Source organism: Treponema sp. OMZ 788 (assembly GCF_024181245.1).
Lineage (GTDB): Bacteria > Spirochaetota > Spirochaetia > Treponematales > Treponemataceae > Treponema_B.
In genome coordinates, this window is record NZ_CP051199.1 from 2,049,933 (window position 1) to 2,064,988 (window position 15,056).

17 protein-coding genes are annotated in these 15,056 nt (G+C 36.4%); 11 read left to right on the forward strand and 6 right to left on the reverse strand.

Translation table 11 applies throughout. The annotated features are described in order from the left end of the window. Window positions 1-111 precede the first annotated feature (111 nt). Window positions 112-1,833, forward strand: a complete 1,722-nt coding sequence (locus tag E4O00_RS10085) for an ABC transporter ATP-binding protein (RefSeq protein WP_253677239.1) — start codon at window positions 112-114, stop codon at window positions 1,831-1,833. A gap of 73 nt (window positions 1,834-1,906) precedes the next feature. Here the strand turns inward: E4O00_RS10085 and E4O00_RS10090 are convergent, their stop codons facing one another. Beyond that, window positions 1,907-2,791: a radical SAM protein gene (locus tag E4O00_RS10090; protein WP_253677240.1), complete on the reverse strand. Its 885-nt coding sequence runs from the start codon at window positions 2,789-2,791 to the stop codon at window positions 1,907-1,909. 142 nt (window positions 2,792-2,933) lie between these two features. On the opposite strand from E4O00_RS10090, the gene E4O00_RS10095 reads away from it, so the two are divergent. Together E4O00_RS10095 and E4O00_RS10100 are read left to right on the forward strand one after the other, a co-directional pair. Continuing rightward, entirely contained in the window at window positions 2,934-3,281 is a 348-nt protein-coding gene (locus E4O00_RS10095; RefSeq protein WP_253677241.1) for a winged helix-turn-helix transcriptional regulator, read from the forward strand. 142 nt (window positions 3,282-3,423) lie between these two features. After that, the gene (locus tag E4O00_RS10100) at window positions 3,424-3,993 is read left to right on the forward strand and encodes a flavin reductase family protein (protein WP_253677242.1); all 570 of its coding nucleotides are present in this window, start codon (window positions 3,424-3,426) and stop codon (window positions 3,991-3,993) included. 66 nt (window positions 3,994-4,059) lie between these two features. Here the strand turns inward: E4O00_RS10100 and E4O00_RS10105 are convergent, their stop codons facing one another. Further along, window positions 4,060-4,374, reverse strand: coding sequence for a hypothetical protein (locus tag E4O00_RS10105; protein ID WP_253677243.1), 315 nt, complete (start codon window positions 4,372-4,374; stop codon window positions 4,060-4,062). Between the two features lie 257 nt (window positions 4,375-4,631). On the opposite strand from E4O00_RS10105, the gene E4O00_RS10110 reads away from it, so the two are divergent. From E4O00_RS10110 to E4O00_RS10125, 4 genes are all read left to right on the forward strand, one after another. Beyond that, the gene (locus E4O00_RS10110) at window positions 4,632-5,459 is read left to right on the forward strand and encodes a pirin family protein (protein ID WP_253677244.1); all 828 of its coding nucleotides are present in this window, start codon (window positions 4,632-4,634) and stop codon (window positions 5,457-5,459) included. Between the two features lie 9 nt (window positions 5,460-5,468). After that, window positions 5,469-6,041, forward strand: coding sequence for a nitroreductase family protein (locus E4O00_RS10115; protein ID WP_253677245.1), 573 nt, complete (start codon window positions 5,469-5,471; stop codon window positions 6,039-6,041). Window positions 6,042-6,308: 267 nt separating this feature from the next. Then, entirely contained in the window at window positions 6,309-6,797 is a 489-nt protein-coding gene (locus E4O00_RS10120; protein WP_253677246.1) for a YbgA family protein, read from the forward strand. 14 nt (window positions 6,798-6,811) lie between these two features. After that, window positions 6,812-7,180: a TIGR02328 family protein gene (locus E4O00_RS10125; RefSeq protein WP_253677247.1), complete on the forward strand. Its 369-nt coding sequence runs from the start codon at window positions 6,812-6,814 to the stop codon at window positions 7,178-7,180. 30 nt (window positions 7,181-7,210) lie between these two features. Here the strand turns inward: E4O00_RS10125 and E4O00_RS10130 are convergent, their stop codons facing one another. The 4 genes from E4O00_RS10130 to E4O00_RS10145 all read right to left on the reverse strand — a co-directional run bounded on the left by E4O00_RS10130 (window position 7,211) and on the right by E4O00_RS10145 (window position 11,463). Next, entirely contained in the window at window positions 7,211-7,462 is a 252-nt protein-coding gene (locus tag E4O00_RS10130) for a hypothetical protein (RefSeq protein WP_253677248.1), read from the reverse strand. Beyond that, on the reverse strand, window positions 7,437-8,798 hold the full coding sequence (locus E4O00_RS10135) for an ABC transporter transmembrane domain-containing protein (protein ID WP_253677249.1): 1,362 nt from the start codon (window positions 8,796-8,798) through the stop codon (window positions 7,437-7,439). The genes E4O00_RS10130 and E4O00_RS10135 overlap by 26 nt, the downstream gene beginning before the upstream one ends. Then, a complete protein-coding gene (locus tag E4O00_RS10140; RefSeq protein WP_371922692.1) occupies window positions 8,782-10,395 on the reverse strand; it encodes an ATP-binding cassette domain-containing protein in 1,614 nt (537 codons plus the stop codon). The genes E4O00_RS10135 and E4O00_RS10140 overlap by 17 nt, the downstream gene beginning before the upstream one ends. 102 nt (window positions 10,396-10,497) lie before the next feature. After that, window positions 10,498-11,463, reverse strand: coding sequence for a helix-turn-helix transcriptional regulator (locus E4O00_RS10145; protein WP_253677251.1), 966 nt, complete (start codon window positions 11,461-11,463; stop codon window positions 10,498-10,500). Window positions 11,464-11,631: 168 nt separating this feature from the next. Here E4O00_RS10145 and E4O00_RS10150 point away from each other — a divergent pair, with 168 nt between their 5' ends. The 4 genes from E4O00_RS10150 to E4O00_RS10165 all read left to right on the forward strand — a co-directional run bounded on the left by E4O00_RS10150 (window position 11,632) and on the right by E4O00_RS10165 (window position 14,994). After that, window positions 11,632-12,102, forward strand: a complete 471-nt coding sequence (locus E4O00_RS10150) for an MATE family efflux transporter (protein WP_253677252.1) — start codon at window positions 11,632-11,634, stop codon at window positions 12,100-12,102. After that, entirely contained in the window at window positions 12,008-12,583 is a 576-nt protein-coding gene (locus tag E4O00_RS10155) for an MATE family efflux transporter (RefSeq protein WP_253677253.1), read from the forward strand. Before E4O00_RS10150 ends, E4O00_RS10155 begins: the two co-directional genes overlap by 95 nt. Before the next feature lie 33 nt (window positions 12,584-12,616). Further along, window positions 12,617-13,021, forward strand: a complete 405-nt coding sequence (locus E4O00_RS10160) for an MATE family efflux transporter (RefSeq protein ID WP_253677254.1) — start codon at window positions 12,617-12,619, stop codon at window positions 13,019-13,021. A 134-nt stretch (window positions 13,022-13,155) separates the two neighbouring features. Beyond that, complete coding sequence (locus E4O00_RS10165) at window positions 13,156-14,994, forward strand: methyl-accepting chemotaxis protein (protein WP_253677255.1); 1,839 nt, start codon at window positions 13,156-13,158, stop codon at window positions 14,992-14,994. Window positions 14,995-15,056 lie beyond the last annotated feature (62 nt).

Consider the following 15,056-nt stretch of genomic DNA (forward strand, 5'->3'; position numbering starts at 1 on the left):
GTTTCCAAAGGGCACTCCCTTTGGCAGCGCGGGAAAGAGAGGGGGTTATAGGGGGAGAGAAAACCCTGCTCTGAACGGGGTGTTCTCTCCCCCTAAAATTGGAGATTAAGAATGATAAAAAGATTACAAAAATTATTTGCAGTTACCGAGCAAGGAGCTCGGGATTTGGTTACGGCATCGATATGGTCAGTTATTTCAAATATTGTATATATCTTGCCCGTATTTTTAACTATGTTTTTTTTACAAGGATACTTTGAAGGCTCATTAAAAGGTGCTTGGTTTTATGCAGGGTTTATAGCAGCAATTGCTGTTGTAATGCATATTTTTTTACGTATAAATTACAATACTCTTTATACCGTCACATTTAAAGAATGCAAAGAATTAAGAGTCGAAATTGCAAACAGACTTAGAGCCTTACCTCTTGCATATTTTTCCAAACATGACATATCGGATTTATCTCAAACTGTTATGGCCGATGTTGCGGTAATAGAACATGCAATAAGTCATGCCATTCCTCAAACTATAGGCCTTGTTATTTACCTTGTAATTGTAGGAATAATGATGATAGCGGCTCATCCAGCATTAGGACTTTGCGTCTTTATTCCCATTATCATTAGTTTTATTTTACTTGTTTTATCAAAAAAGATTCAAATACGAGAAACCACACGGGACTTTCACAAGCAAAGACAGCGTTCCGAATTTTTTCAAGAAGCAATTGAGCTTCAGCAAGAAATTAAAAGCTACGGCCGCACAGATACAGTTGCAGAAAAACTAAACCGCAATGTTGATGAAGCCGAAAGACTTCATCTTTCCGTCGAGGCACATCAAGCAATTCCGCTTAATATCGCCATGGCCGCATTGAAATTTTCTATAGGCGTAACAGTCTTCTTCGGATTAAAAATGTACTTGGCCGGTACAGCTCCTCTTCTTTACTTTATAGGTTATATTATTGCAGCCGCTCGTATTGTTGATGCAGTTGCAGCTGTTGAAGCAAACCTTGCAGAAATAATGTACATTGATTCACGAGTTAAACGCATCAATGAGCTTAGAGAAACAGAAGTTCAAGAAGGGTCTCCTGCAAACTTACAAAAATACGGTATCGAATTTAAGGATGTTGAATTTTCTTATAACGACGGACAAAAAATTATTGACGGCATTTCTTTTACAGCAGAACAAAATCAAGTTACAGCCCTTGTCGGCCCGTCCGGCTGCGGTAAAACAACAGTACTCCGTTTAGCTTCCCGCCTATACGATTACAACAAGGGACAAATTCTTATCGACGGAAAAGACATTGCAAAAATCGACACCGACAGTCTTTTCGAAAAAATTTCGATTGTATTCCAAGATGTCGGTTTATTTAACACATCGATTATGGAAAACATCCGCGTCGGGAATAAAAATGCAAGCGACGAAGAAGTAAAGGAAGCAGCCCGCCTTGCAAACTGTACGGACTTTATTGAAGCCTTGCCGGAAAGCTGGAATACCTTTGTCGGAGAAAACGGCAGCCGTCTTTCAGGCGGAGAACGCCAGCGTCTTTCAATAGCCCGTGCCTTTTTAAAAAATGCCCCGATAATTATTTTGGATGAAATCAGTGCTTCGCTCGATGTCGAAAACGAGATGAAAATTCAAGAGAGTCTAAAAAAACTAATTAAAGATAAAACCGTCATAATCATTTCACATAGATTAAAATCGGTTGAAAACGCCGACAAGATTATCGTAATGAATGAAGGCAAAATCGAAGCTGAAGGCAAACACTCGGAACTTTTACAAAGCTCTGAATTGTACAGAAACATGATCGATAAATCTACCGCTACGGAAAAGTGGGTGTATTAAAATAACCAGGAGTGGAGAACTTAAAGCAAAAGACTTTATTTCTCCATTCCTAATTGAATCTTGTCAAACCTCATCATAAATGCAATATCCCGTTCCTGTAATGCTTCAACATTTTTTCATCAATAGTATCTATCGCATTCTGTAAATGCTTCAGCATCTTATCCTTGTCTTGAGGAAGTTTGCCGGAGATAGGAGCCGTATTTGAAACAGTGTCCGCATAAATCATGGTTTCAATATTTAGATTTTCGATTAAGATTTTTTGTTCTTTTAATTTTTCTATTTCAGAAGTTTCGATAAAAAGCCCTTTTTGTATTTCGGTATACAGTTCCGATTCGGGGAATACGGTAAGAGCAACGATGCTTATACTGATCGGATTTATTCGGTTATAAATTGCAGAAGTATTTAGGGCAGCCCGTCTTCCGTTTCCTTCGCCCGAAAGCCCGTTCAAATATGAAATATGATAGCGTATTCCTGCCGCATCTAATTTGTTCAATTCATAAACTATATCTTGAGCTTTGTAGCCCTTGCGCATAAATAAGAGAGTTTCATCGTCTCCGGTTTCGGTACCGATAATAATTTCATCATAACCTAATTTTTTAAGCTCTCTAAGCTCATCCAAACTTTTCGGGGCTATATCCGTTACCCGCGAAAAACAGCCTATCGTTTTAATCATGGGCAGATACCTATGAATTTTTTCGGCAAGCGCTTTTAATTTTTCCGTCGGCAGGGCAAAAGGATTTGCACCGGTTAAAAACATCCGCTTTCCTTGCGGATAGTAAATACTCAACTCCTTTAAATCCGCTTCTATTTCATAGTCGGGTGAAAGGCGGAATTTAAAGGGCAGATCCGAATAAAGAGAACAAAACTTGCACTTATGATGTGTGCAGCCGGCTGTAACCTGTAATAAAGACGATGAAGCCTCATAAGGCGGCCTCCAAATAGTTCCCGTAAAATGCATAACTTCCTCCATAAAAACATATTTAAAATTTATCAAAATTGCGAAGTAATTCTAATATAAAGTATGCGCCATGATAAAACAAGTACTATTATTTTTTAGCGTACTTGTTTTTATATAGTTTTTATAATAAAATTATCATAGTATGAAAAAAACGGCAGAAGCTATAAAAAGATGTGAAACGGTTTCGGCAATTCAAAAAATGCTGGGCGGAAAGTGGAAGATTGAAATTCTCTACTATATCGGAATTGAAAAGATTAATCGTTTCGGACAATTACGCCGCAAGATAGGCGAAATTAACGAGTCTTCTTTGACTAAGCAATTACGCGAACTTGAAGCCGACGGTTTTCTTTTACGGCATGATTATAAAGAAATCCCGCCGCGTGTAGAATATTCTCTAACCGAGATGGGGAAAAGTTTTATGAAGGTCTTAAAGTCCATGCAAAAATGGGGGGAGGAGAATCATGAAAGGATGGCAGCAAGGTGCCGATAGCATATTTTTCCGGAGCCTGGCCGAAAGCAAGGTTACTGCAAGGCTATGCGAATTCCGAAAATACAAAAAAGCGGGGCAGCTGAATAAATAACAAAAAAGTGATAGTATGTATAAAATCATTTAGAACAGAAGAGAGGTAGATATGAAAAAAGATTTAGGAGTACATCCCTTTGTGTTTCCGATGCCGGTGTTGATGGTTGCAACATACAATGAAGACGGCTCTGTCGATGTTATGAATATGGCCTGGGGCGGAATCTGCGATAATAACATGGTCGCATTAAACCTTGACGAATCGCATAAAACTTCAGCCAATATTAAAAACAGGAAGGCCTTTACACTCAGCGTGGCGGATATTCCGCATATTGAAGCGGCGGATTTTTTCGGAATTGCGAGTGCAAATACCATGCACGATAAATTTGAACGCTCGGGATTGCATGCGGTAAAAAGCAGCCGTGTGGATGCTCCCATCGTAGAAGAATTTCCGTTGACGCTTGAATGTACGGCAGCTGCTATCCAGAATGACCGCTTCGGCTTCCGCGTTGTAGGAGAAATAGTCAACGTCATAGCCGATGAAAAAGTACTCGACGAAAACGGCAAAATAAACCCTGCAAAACTAAACGCCTTTGTGTTCGATCAATTTCAGTACGGTTATTATGCAATAGGCGAAAAAGTCGGTCAAGCATGGAAAACGGGAAAAACGTTAATGCCGTAAATGCTTAGGGCATTGCCGCGAGGCGATTCAAATAAAGAAATAACTTTATCAAATACTAATTGATTCTTAACTGCCAGGCTCTATTTCTTTTATAAAAGCATCTACCTCTTTTGCCCATTTCCGGTATGTTTTCTTTTTTAAGGGAAAATGCGGACCGGAAAAATCCCATAGACACCAGCATATTAATCCATCGGCGAGATTATATCTTGCATCGCAAGCATAAGCTAAGGGGCCGCCCATACCGGCTCCTCCGAGAAATACTTTCCCGGTAAAGTTTTTTCTCGCATATTCAACTTTTACATTTTTATTCCATTCGGATATCAGCTCATTTCCGAACCGCCTATCCATGTAATTCTTCCAAAAATCAACGCCCGTATTCATAGCCCACCTCCAAAAAAGATTTGCCCGCCTTTTTTACGGTTTATATTCTATCATTTTTTAGCGTTTTTTTTAAGTTCAGGGATTATTATATATCCGGTAAAAATATAAAAACGGGAGTTATGGTACATATGCAAGTTTTAAAGTTCAAACAAAAAAAGACGAAGAAAACATATAAAATTTATTTTTAAAATACATAATTAAATTTGACTAAATGCTATGTATTATGTATTTTATATCTCAAGGAAAAGGAAAAACCTATGGAAAGAAAAATAAAAACAGCAGTTACAGGCTTCCCTACACAAGACGGAGCAGGAGTTCATCTTGTACGGGTGTTGGGGCACGGAACAACAAGCGATTTTGATCCCATCTTAATGCTTGATTCTTTTGACAGCACCAATCCAGATGATTACACGGCAGGTTTCCCAATGCACCCTCATAGAGGAATTGAAACAATCAGCTATGTGTACAAGGGAAAAATGCAGCACAAGGACAGCCTTGGTTTTGAAGACACGGTAGGCGACGGCGAAGTACAATGGATGACAGCCGGAAAAGGAATTCTTCATGAAGAAAAGCTGCCTGCAAGCGATCGTCTCCTCGGTGTTCAGCTTTGGCTCAATTTGCCTGCGGCTAAAAAAATGGTACCGCCGGAATACCGCAGCATAAAAAATACGGAAATTAAGGAAATACCTTTTGACGGAGGTTATATACGCTTGCTTGCAGGCTCATATAAAGAACACACAGGCTTTAAAAGCAAGTATCTTCCGCTTAACTATTACGACATTACACTCAATGCAGGTGCCGAAATAACAATCGAAACGGAACATGACGATTCGGTTATGCTGTTTACCCTCCTTTCGGATGCGGTTATAAGCGGTCAGACCGTAAAAGAAAAAACGGCAGTAAAACTGACTGAAGGAAACTCCGTTACGATAAAGGCAGGAACAGATACGGCAAAAGTTTTGTTTGTCGGCTCAAAAACCTTAAACGAATCCATTGCATGGGGAGGACCCATCGTAATGAATACAAAAGAAGAATTGCAAAAGGCTTTTAGTGATTTGCATAACGGAACATTTATTGATAAATAGGAGAAGGATATGGGAATTATACAATCTTTAGAAAAACGCAGGTCTTATTACAACATTAATAAAAACCTGCCGGTGTCTGCCGCAGAAGCCGGTGCTTTAATAAAAAAAGCGGTAGAATTGGTGCCTGATGCCTTTAATATGAAAAGTGCACGGGTAGTTACAGTATTCGGCGAAAAGCATGATTTATTGTGGGATTCGATATACGAGGTATTCGGCGGCAAAGTTCCGCGTGAAAAAATCGATTCTTTTAAGGCGGGAGCAGGTACGGTTCTGTTCTTTTATGACGAAAAAACCGTAAAGGCTCTGCAAGAAAAATTCGCTTCTTACGCCGCCAATTTCCCCGTATGGGCAAATCAGGCAAACGGAATGCTTCAGCTCGCCGTTTGGACAGCCTTACGGGAAGCAGGCATTGGAGCTTCACTGCAGCACTACAATCCTGTTATTGATGAAAAGGTAAAATCGCTTTTTTCCATTCCGCAGGAATATGTGCTGATTGCTCAAATGCCCTTCGGCGGTATCGGCAGCGAGCCCGACCCGAAAGAAAAAGAAAATATTGATGACAGAGTAACGATTATAGAATAGCATAATCTTATCTTTATACTCATGAACACCTTGCAAAAAAATCATCAGTAATTTTTTACAAGGTGTTCTAATGTCTTTTTTTATAGTATTTATCCCAAGATGGAAATAAAAAGAAGAATATAGAACGAATGAATATGTGATGTTAAAAAAAAATATTGCCTGATTAATAAATTTCATTTTATCAAACTAATATACAATTAAATAATTGCAAAGGAAACATAAATAAGGCACAATAAAAAAGTAATAAAATCTTTTTTTAGGATATATATGAATACACAAAAAAAAGCGGCTCAAAAGTTATGGGCTGAAAACAAATATCTGGTTTTAAGTAAGTCTCAAAAAATATATAAAGAAATACGGGAGTATTTAAAAAAGGATACGGCAAATCCGGATGAGCTTAAACTGTTAATTGATAATGCCCTTAAACTTGATGAAAATAAAAGCGAAATAATAAATACATTACAGCATATATGGGGCTATTTTAAAAACAGTGCAGACGAAGATGAAAAAACACATTTTTTTTATCTAATGTCCCGCTATAAGGAAAATAAAATAGATCAAAATGAGGTGTTAAGCTATCTTTCAACATTGTTAAAAAAATATCCTAACAAATATTTGGAAGCTTCCACTATCTTTAATCAACATACCCCGACGCAAAGCATCGGGGTATGTTGTTCTCATAAGGTGGTTGCAGTCGGCTTTAATACCTTTGTTACGACGCAGAGCGTCGGGGTATTAAACCCTCCGCACGAATAAAACGGAGGAAAACAATGCGGTTATGGCATGAAGACCTTATAGCAAAACTTCCGGCTCAGCAGCTTCTCGGGCAGCACAGAGAGTGCTGTGCATTACGCGGAAACGGCTGGGGTAAAAAGCATTCGGTAGTGGATTATGTATTTTTATACTCGCCGTACAAACTCTTTCAGTACCATGAACTTATCATGAACGAAATGCATAAAAGAGGGTATAAGGTTTCTGAAGAATGGTTAGATAAAAATTATCGCGGCAAAAAATGTATTCCGTATGAGGATTTAAAAAAAATAAAAAAAACACATCCTATTTACAAAGAACACAATCAGGCATATATGGAAGAATGCATTAACAATTTACTTGGGAAAAGTATTATACTAGATTTCTAAAAAACTTTGATTTTTATAAGATTATTACAATTATCTGCCTATCTTCCAAAGAGAAACGGATTTTTCTTTAATTCTGTCATTAAGCTGATGAGTTACAATAAAAACTTTCTTATCCCTTAAACCTAAAATAAGATCTTCTACCCTTCCTATGTTTTGAGCATCGATATTTGCAAAGGGCTCATCAAAAATTACTACAGGCGTATCGCGCAATAGGGTACGCACAAAACTTAGACGCTTTAATTCTCCGCCTGAAAATTTATTTTCGATGTGCGTAAAGTCCATGTTCAAAGATTCGGCATTTGCAAATTTTTTCTAAACCTAATTTTTCCATCAAGGTAAAGATTTTTTCTTCTGCAATATCTTCACCTAAGGTTAAATTGTTTTTTAAACTATCGTCAAAGAAAACAGCCTCTTGAGCTAAAAACGAAATAATATCGGACCTATTCTTGATGGAATAAATATTTTTTTCATCGAGTAAAACATTTCCTTTTTTGGGTTTTAATAGACCTAAAAGAATTTTCATTGCAGTGGACTTTCCGCTTCCGCTTTCTCCATAGATAATATGTATTCCGTTATCGGTAAATTTTTTATTGACATTTTGCAAAACAGGCAATTCACTATAAGCATAGCTTACATCATCAAAAGATATATTGCTTGACGAAACCTCGGCTTCAATCTTTTTTTCTTCCGATTCTTTAACCACCAAACTCTTATAACCGTCGAATATAACCTTGCTCATAATAAAGTGATTAACATACATCGAAATATAATAAACTTGAGATTTCAGCTGTACAATCAAACCGTTAGCCATCATAAATTCGGCAATGCTTAATTCGTTTTTATAAATAAGATAAACACCGTAAAAAACAACGGTAATTATACTTAATTGAGAGGCAAGAGAAGAAAGATTTCGGGATAGGATACTTACGGCTGAAACGGAAAATTGTTTTTTTGCTAATCTTTCTACCGACTTATTTAAGAGATTTTGAAAACGTCCTTCACTGCCGTAATTTTTTATTACTTCAAAACCTTTTAACCAATCCGAAAATTCCCCCATGTGTCCGTTTAAAATGCTTATGGACTCGGATTGTTTTTTATCCAAAATCTTTTTAAATAGTTGCGGAATAAGAGAGGTTATTAAAACAAAAAATAAACTTACAAGGGCTAATTTTAAATTAATATATAAAAGAAAGCCGGAAGCAAAAATAGTTTCCATAAGAATCTGACCCATTCCGTAGAAGGACTGATAATATAGTCCGTTGAGGGAAGGAAGCTGTTGTTGGTAGTATGAAAGTTTTTTTCCTTCATCAATATTATAAAATTCTTCGTACTCGGCTCTTACCCAAGAATGAAAAAGACCTTGCCTGAGAAACTTTAAGCGGCTTGTTTTAAATCTTCCGAAAAAATAAGAATAAAGTCCGTGTCCTCCGGCTCTTACCAGTATTGCAACAAAATATACGGAAATAAAAACAATAACTTTTTGAATATCCTTACTTACGGCGGCATCGGCTATCTTTCCGCCTAGCCATGAAAAAACCGTAACGGCTGCAGCCGAAAAGACTAAAAATAGAAGAGCAAGAAATATAAATAATTTTTCAAGATTAGACAGCTTCTTCATATAAGCTCCTTTCATTTGTATCGAATTTATAAATTCGATCAAACAGTTTTTTTGTTTCGGTATCCGCAATGTGCGAAATAATTATTACTGTAGAATCCTTTATAGAAAAAATTAAATTTTTTACCCGCTCAATATTTTCGTTATCGATATTTGCAAGAGGCTCATCGAATATCATAATCGGGCGTTTATGCAAAACGGCTCTTGCAATGCTTATACGCTTTTTTTCTCCGCCCGAAAAACCGTAGGTTTCACCTATGACGGTTTCTTTTAAATACTTATCTTCGGTGTACTTATTTAAACCTACGGAGTTAAGAACATCCTTAACTTTTTCTTCAGTAATTTCCTTATCCAAAAATAAATTATCTAAAAGGTTCATTTTAAAGATATAAGCTTCTTGCTGCTGAATGGAAACCACATCGGAAATATTTTTTATTTTTTGGGGAGCGGTTCCGCCTATCGTAATTGAACCGGAATCGGGAGCGTGCATTCCTAAAAGTAGACGCATTATAGTAGATTTTCCTGAACCCGATTCACCTAAGATCAATATTTTTTCGTTTTGTTTAAATGTAAAATTCGTATTGTTTAAAATCTTTTTTTCATTATACGAAAACGATAGTCCCTTAGCATCAACAGTAAAATCTTTTAATACTTCATCCTCCCCTATTTCAGTTTTAGCATCTATAAATTCAACCATTGCATCACGCACAGGACGGGAAGAAAAGAAAGTTTTTAATAAATTTGCAGTCCAATACATGGGCCGCGACATCATTGCTACTAAGCTCATTATGGTATAAAGCTCTCCGATAGAAAAAACATTCTTGTAAACATAGTATGCACAATAAGCTGTCATAAGCAAATTAACTATAGCAGATACAAAAAAACTCAAAGCCGTTTCAAAGCAGCTTACCTTTACGGCATCCATTTGTTTTTTTCTTAAAAACTCGTTTACTTTATCATATCTGAAAATTATATACTGCTCGCAAGAAAAAACTTTTATAATATCAATTCCTTTTAACCATGTCCTTACAGCCGAAAAATGTTTTTCAACCGCTTCCATCCTTTCCTTTGAAACTTTGGCCAAAATATTTTTTAAAACCGTCGGAACCATAAGAGGAATCATTAATAAGACAACAGTAACAAAAGCAGTCTGTATATTTATTGTTAAAAGTGTTATTATCGTTACAGAAAAAATCAAAACATTATCGGTTAAAGCAGTCCACACATAAAAATACTCTCTGCTTACGGCATCTATCTTATCGGTATAATCTGCACTTATTTTTCCTTCAGGTATGTTGATATACTCTCCCATATTTTTTTTAAGAAGGGCATCAAAATAAGTTTTTCGTAAATCAGCCTCAGCAACAATTACAAGTTTTGATTTTACAAGATCATAAAAATAGGCAAACAAAGCTGCAAAAATCATTGCCCATAATGACAATAGCATTAGGGTAGACATAGAGTAGGAAGTTTTTCCTAAGGCCGTATCAAGAAGCCGGCCATTCCATATTTGAAGCTTCATTGTACATAACAAATTAATTCCGCCTAAGGCAAAAAAAAGCACAAAATATTTTTTTTGTTTGAATATAAACCTGAACAATTACTCCCCCTTTCACTGTAAACATTAGCTAACATTTAAGATTATAGTACTTTGGATAATTATTGTCAAGAATGAATTATGAATAGAAAAAATAAAATGATTTTATTTAAATAATTCTTTTCGCATCTTATGAGGTGTAAGACCGTAAATTTCTCGAAAAACTTGTTGAAAATGCCCCTCTCCCTTATAGCCGGAAAGACGGGCAATATCTCCAATCAAAAGATTTTTATCCTGCAAAAGCTGCAAGGCTTTTTCCATTTTGAGCCTTTTTACATAAGAATACACCGTCATATTGTAACGCTCTTTAAAGCCCAACATCAGCTTTTGCTGATTTATACCGAAGCGTTTTGATAACTCTTTTATCGAAGGCGGAGAAATTATTTCAAGAGCCAAAACGCGTCGAACTTCGTCTAGGACCTTAATATCTGAATCGGAAAGATAAATGGCAGAACTTTTTTTATTCGCATAAACATAATCAAATAAAATTGAAAAGACTTCAAGACATTTTGCCCGAATAAACATATTAAGAGCAATGCCTTCTAATCGGCAATCTTTTACCTGATTACAAATCTCGGTAATTTGAGGAACATAAAGCACTCCGGGGTTTAAAATCTTTGCGGAAGTTTCCCAAAAATCTTCAGGCAGCTTGCAGCCGATTTTATCTTCCATCTCATCAAAAAATAACTGCCTAAAAACAAAGCCGACATTTACCAAGCGGACACCTGCACTAAAACGCTTAAAGCCCGAAAAATAAGCATTATTCACAAAGGCATTAAGACCGTGTTCGCAGGGCAACAGTTCGGAGCTATCTTTTTCATATATGTCCAGCTCACCTTCATAAAACTGACCGATAGAAACGGTTTTTTCGTTTACATTCTCTAATAAGGTTATGGATTCAAAAAATTCCAAATCTGCAATCGATACCAAGGCTCGATCAAAATCTCCTAAGATTGTAACCGCCCCCTTCCCCAACTTAGGCGGCACCTCATATCTTATAGTTCCCCTATCCTCCGCACGGGTAAAGCCTAACCTTTCCAAATCATTCCAATGTTCTTCCAAACTGCGCATATCTTTCCTCAAAATAAAAACATTCCATTTACTATTATAAACATTCCAAAATAAAGAAAATTACATTGAAAATACAAAAAATATTCAAACAATAATTCCAATATAAACAAAAACCTATTGACACATAGCGATAAATTACGCATTATACGAGGCAAGGATTTTACACTGATGGAAAACGAAAAACAAAAAGAATTTATATTGAACGAAAACTTGTGGAAGGTTATCTTCGATCTTGCATGGCCTGCAATTATTGCAATGATTTTACTGGGAGCAAACAATGTGCTTGACGGAATCTTCGTAGGTCATTTTGCCGAAGATGGAAGTCTTGCAGGCATCTCGGTCGCAATGCCTCCAATTATAACAATAATAGGTTTAGGAATTCTCGTAGGATCAGGAGCCGGAACTCTTTTAAGTATTGCAATAGGTGCGGAAGATATAAAGGTTCAAAAAAAGATTTTAGGTAATGTCAATTTTTTAGTGCTTATACTCAGCGTGATTGTAATGTCCTTAGGTTTTCTATTTTCGGAACAAACTCTTTTTTTTAATGGGAGGAAGAGACAAGGCCTTAATATACGGCGGAGAATATTACCGCACACTTTTATGGGGCACACCGATTTGGATATACGCCATTGCTCTTAATAACCTTATCCGATCGGAAGGCAAGATGAAAACGGCTGCCGCAATTATGGGAATAAGTTTAATTGTAAACGGATGTGCAAACTACATATTAATGGTTGTATTTAATTTCGGCGTAAAGGGAGCAGCCGCCGGAACAAATATAGGCATGGCAGTTCAGGCCGTTATCGGAGCCGTTTATTTTGCAAAGAAAAATACTGATTATCCTGCTTCAGCATTTACAATCAGAATTGAAGGAGAAATTATATCTAAGATTATTTCGATGGGGCTGGCAGGTTTTATAATGCAGTTTATGGGAACAGTTCAGATGCTTTTAGTTTTAAATGTATTAAACCACTACGGATCACAAGAAGACATTGCATTCTATGGAATTGTTACACGTATTTTTTCTTTCCTATTGCAACCGCTAGGAGGCTTTATGTTTGCTCTCTCCCCCATAATAGGAATAAACTTCGGAGCAGATAAGATAGAGCGTCTTATTTAAGCCTTTAAAAAATTTGTATTTGCAGCTCTTGTTTTGATAGCTCCATTCTGGATTTTAATGCTGACTTTTCCGCAAGCCGCAATTTCATTGATGATGAAAACAACCGGTATAAGCACTCAAAATATTTCATATTTTAGAATTTATATGGCCCTCCTGCCGGTCATACCCTTAGTGTTTTTTGCCCTCGCCTTTTTTCCTGCAGTAAACAAAGGAAAGATCAGTGCAATATTGGGAATTTTGCAGCAGATCATATTTTATCTTCCCGTCATGCTGATTCTTCCTATATTTGCAGGCGTTTCGGGCATTTATTACGGCACACTTCTAATCGAAATAGTGAGCGTAATTCCCATTTTTATATTGCTGCTAAGAGAATTCCGCCTTTTAAGAGCCGGAGTAACTAAATGGCAAAAAAATGAAGAAAAACCTATTAACAAGTAACCTATTTCACTTAAATTTATTTATATCTTAAATCCGGTATGTTTACTGTATCGAGTTTGTTCTTAACTAATCAAATTTTGCCTTTTGCACCCATACAGTAATAATCAATGTCTTAAATATAGAAGGAGTATGCAATGAAAAACATGGATATGGATATTTATAATCCGCCCAAAAAAATACTGGTATTTGACTTATTAACCAATTTGGGATGGATCTTATCCGCTATTTTAACAAACCGTATTGTAGGCAGTTCAGGAAACATAATGAACATCCTAAGCACAAAGGCTTTTGCAGTTATAATGATAACTTCAACTTTTAATCCCATTATCAAATGGAAGTTTTTAATGCCTAATATAATCAACTGGAAAGAGGATACAAAGAAAGCACAAAAAAGCCTTTCTCTCTACACAAAGATAGCCTTTATCATTCCTCTTACTATAGTTCTTTTAGGGCCTTTTTTTACATCATTAGAATCGGGTCTAATAGCTCAACCCAGAATTTTTCTTTCGTATATGAGCATCACGATGGGCAACATGTTTCTGATGAGTACATTTTTCAGCACTTTTATGACCAGAGAGCTGGAAAAATGGGCATCATTTTTACCCTTAGATGAACAGCATGTGGAAATGTCAATGACGAGAAGAATTGCCATTGTCAGTATTTTAACGATTTTATCGATAGCGTGTTTAACAATAGCACCGTTAGTGAGGACAAGCGAAAGCAATATTTATAGCCAGCTTTTAACAAAGGTTCTGCCGATTTTTACTTATGGATTGGTGCTTTCAGTAATTAACATAGTTACGGTTACTATCTCTACAAAAAATAAAATTTCACGTCTTCAAGATGCCATAAAGAATTTATCTTTAGGAAAATATAATCAAGATTTTCTTATAGCAGACTCAAGAGATGAGGCGGCATTTTTAATAAAAGATTTTAATATACTTTTGGACTTTAACAAAAAATTTTTTAATGATGTAAAAAGCTCAGGCCAAAAATCTCAAGACATAGCACATACACTCTTGTCAAACATGATGACAACCTCAAATGTTGTAGATCAAATTACGGGAAATATTTCTTCGATAAATGACAGTATCCAAAATCAATCATCGGGAGTTTTGCAAACACAATCAACATTGGAGCAAATTGCAAGAAATCTTGAACAGCTTGACAGAAATATCATAAGCCAATCTTCGGCTGTAACTGAATCTGTTTCCGCCATCGAAGAAATGACGGCAAACATCAAGTCCATCACATCTGTTCTAAAAAACAATTTAGGCTCTATGGAAGAATTAAATATCGCAGCCGAAAAGGGAAGAAAATCAATTTCCGAAACAAATGAATTTGTAAAATCTTTAAGTGAAAAATCGGAAGGTCTTTTAGAAACTACTTCAGTTATACAAAACATAGCAAGTCAAACAAACCTGCTCGCGATGAATGCCGCCATTGAAGCCGCTCATGCGGGAGAAGCAGGAAAGGGCTTTGCCGTTGTTGCCGATGAAATACGAAAACTGGCAGAAGAGTCCGGAACTCAGGGTAAGGTTATAACAACAGTTTTGATGGAATTAAAAAATCAAATAGAAGAGGTTACTAAATCCTCTTTGATGGGTGAAACACAGTTTACTGAAGTCATGCGTATCCTAAATCTCGTAAACAATAGAAACAACGAAATCATGAACGCCATGAATGAACAAGATCTTGGAAGCTCGCAAATACTTGAGGCTATAAAAAATATTATGCAAATCACTTCTGAGGTAAGAAGCGGCTCCGAAGAAATGGTCATAGGAAATACTGAAGCCGGAAAAGAAATGAGCAGACTTGTAGACATTTCAAAAAGCATAAGCAGCAATATGAACGAAATAAATCAAAAATCTGACCTAATCTCAAGCGAAATAGAAAGAGCCATGAACATGACCGAGGAAAATAAACAAGCCGTTTCAAAAATATTTTCATATCTGGAAAAGCTGGCTTTATAAAACTTAAGTTAATTGCTGCCCAACAGCCTACTTAACTATCTCTTAAAAATCTTCTATAATAT

Excerpts from the sequence above, each read along its gene's own strand:
- E4O00_RS10110 (WP_253677244.1), top strand. The coding sequence starts at position 4,632 with ATGGAAAGAAAAATAAAAACAGCAGTTACAGGCTTCCCTACACAAGAC.
- E4O00_RS10085 (WP_253677239.1), top strand. The coding sequence starts at position 112 with ATGATAAAAAGATTACAAAAATTATTTGCAGTTACCGAGCAAGGAGCT.
- E4O00_RS10120 (WP_253677246.1), top strand. The coding sequence starts at position 6,309 with ATGAATACACAAAAAAAAGCGGCTCAAAAGTTATGGGCTGAAAACAAA.
- E4O00_RS10150 (WP_253677252.1), top strand. The coding sequence starts at position 11,632 with ATGGAAAACGAAAAACAAAAAGAATTTATATTGAACGAAAACTTGTGG.
- E4O00_RS10135 (WP_253677249.1), bottom strand. The coding sequence starts at position 8,798 with ATGAAGAAGCTGTCTAATCTTGAAAAATTATTTATATTTCTTGCTCTT.
- E4O00_RS10155 (WP_253677253.1), top strand. The coding sequence starts at position 12,008 with ATGGGAGGAAGAGACAAGGCCTTAATATACGGCGGAGAATATTACCGC.
- E4O00_RS10100 (WP_253677242.1), top strand. The coding sequence starts at position 3,424 with ATGAAAAAAGATTTAGGAGTACATCCCTTTGTGTTTCCGATGCCGGTG.
- E4O00_RS10130 (WP_253677248.1), bottom strand. The coding sequence starts at position 7,462 with ATGGACTTTACGCACATCGAAAATAAATTTTCAGGCGGAGAATTAAAG.
- E4O00_RS10115 (WP_253677245.1), top strand. The coding sequence starts at position 5,469 with ATGGGAATTATACAATCTTTAGAAAAACGCAGGTCTTATTACAACATT.
- E4O00_RS10095 (WP_253677241.1), top strand. The coding sequence starts at position 2,934 with ATGAAAAAAACGGCAGAAGCTATAAAAAGATGTGAAACGGTTTCGGCA.
- E4O00_RS10105 (WP_253677243.1), bottom strand. The coding sequence starts at position 4,374 with ATGAATACGGGCGTTGATTTTTGGAAGAATTACATGGATAGGCGGTTC.
- E4O00_RS10125 (WP_253677247.1), top strand. The coding sequence starts at position 6,812 with ATGCGGTTATGGCATGAAGACCTTATAGCAAAACTTCCGGCTCAGCAG.
- E4O00_RS10090 (WP_253677240.1), bottom strand. The coding sequence starts at position 2,791 with ATGCATTTTACGGGAACTATTTGGAGGCCGCCTTATGAGGCTTCATCG.
- E4O00_RS10145 (WP_253677251.1), bottom strand. The coding sequence starts at position 11,463 with ATGCGCAGTTTGGAAGAACATTGGAATGATTTGGAAAGGTTAGGCTTT.
- E4O00_RS10165 (WP_253677255.1), top strand. The coding sequence starts at position 13,156 with ATGAAAAACATGGATATGGATATTTATAATCCGCCCAAAAAAATACTG.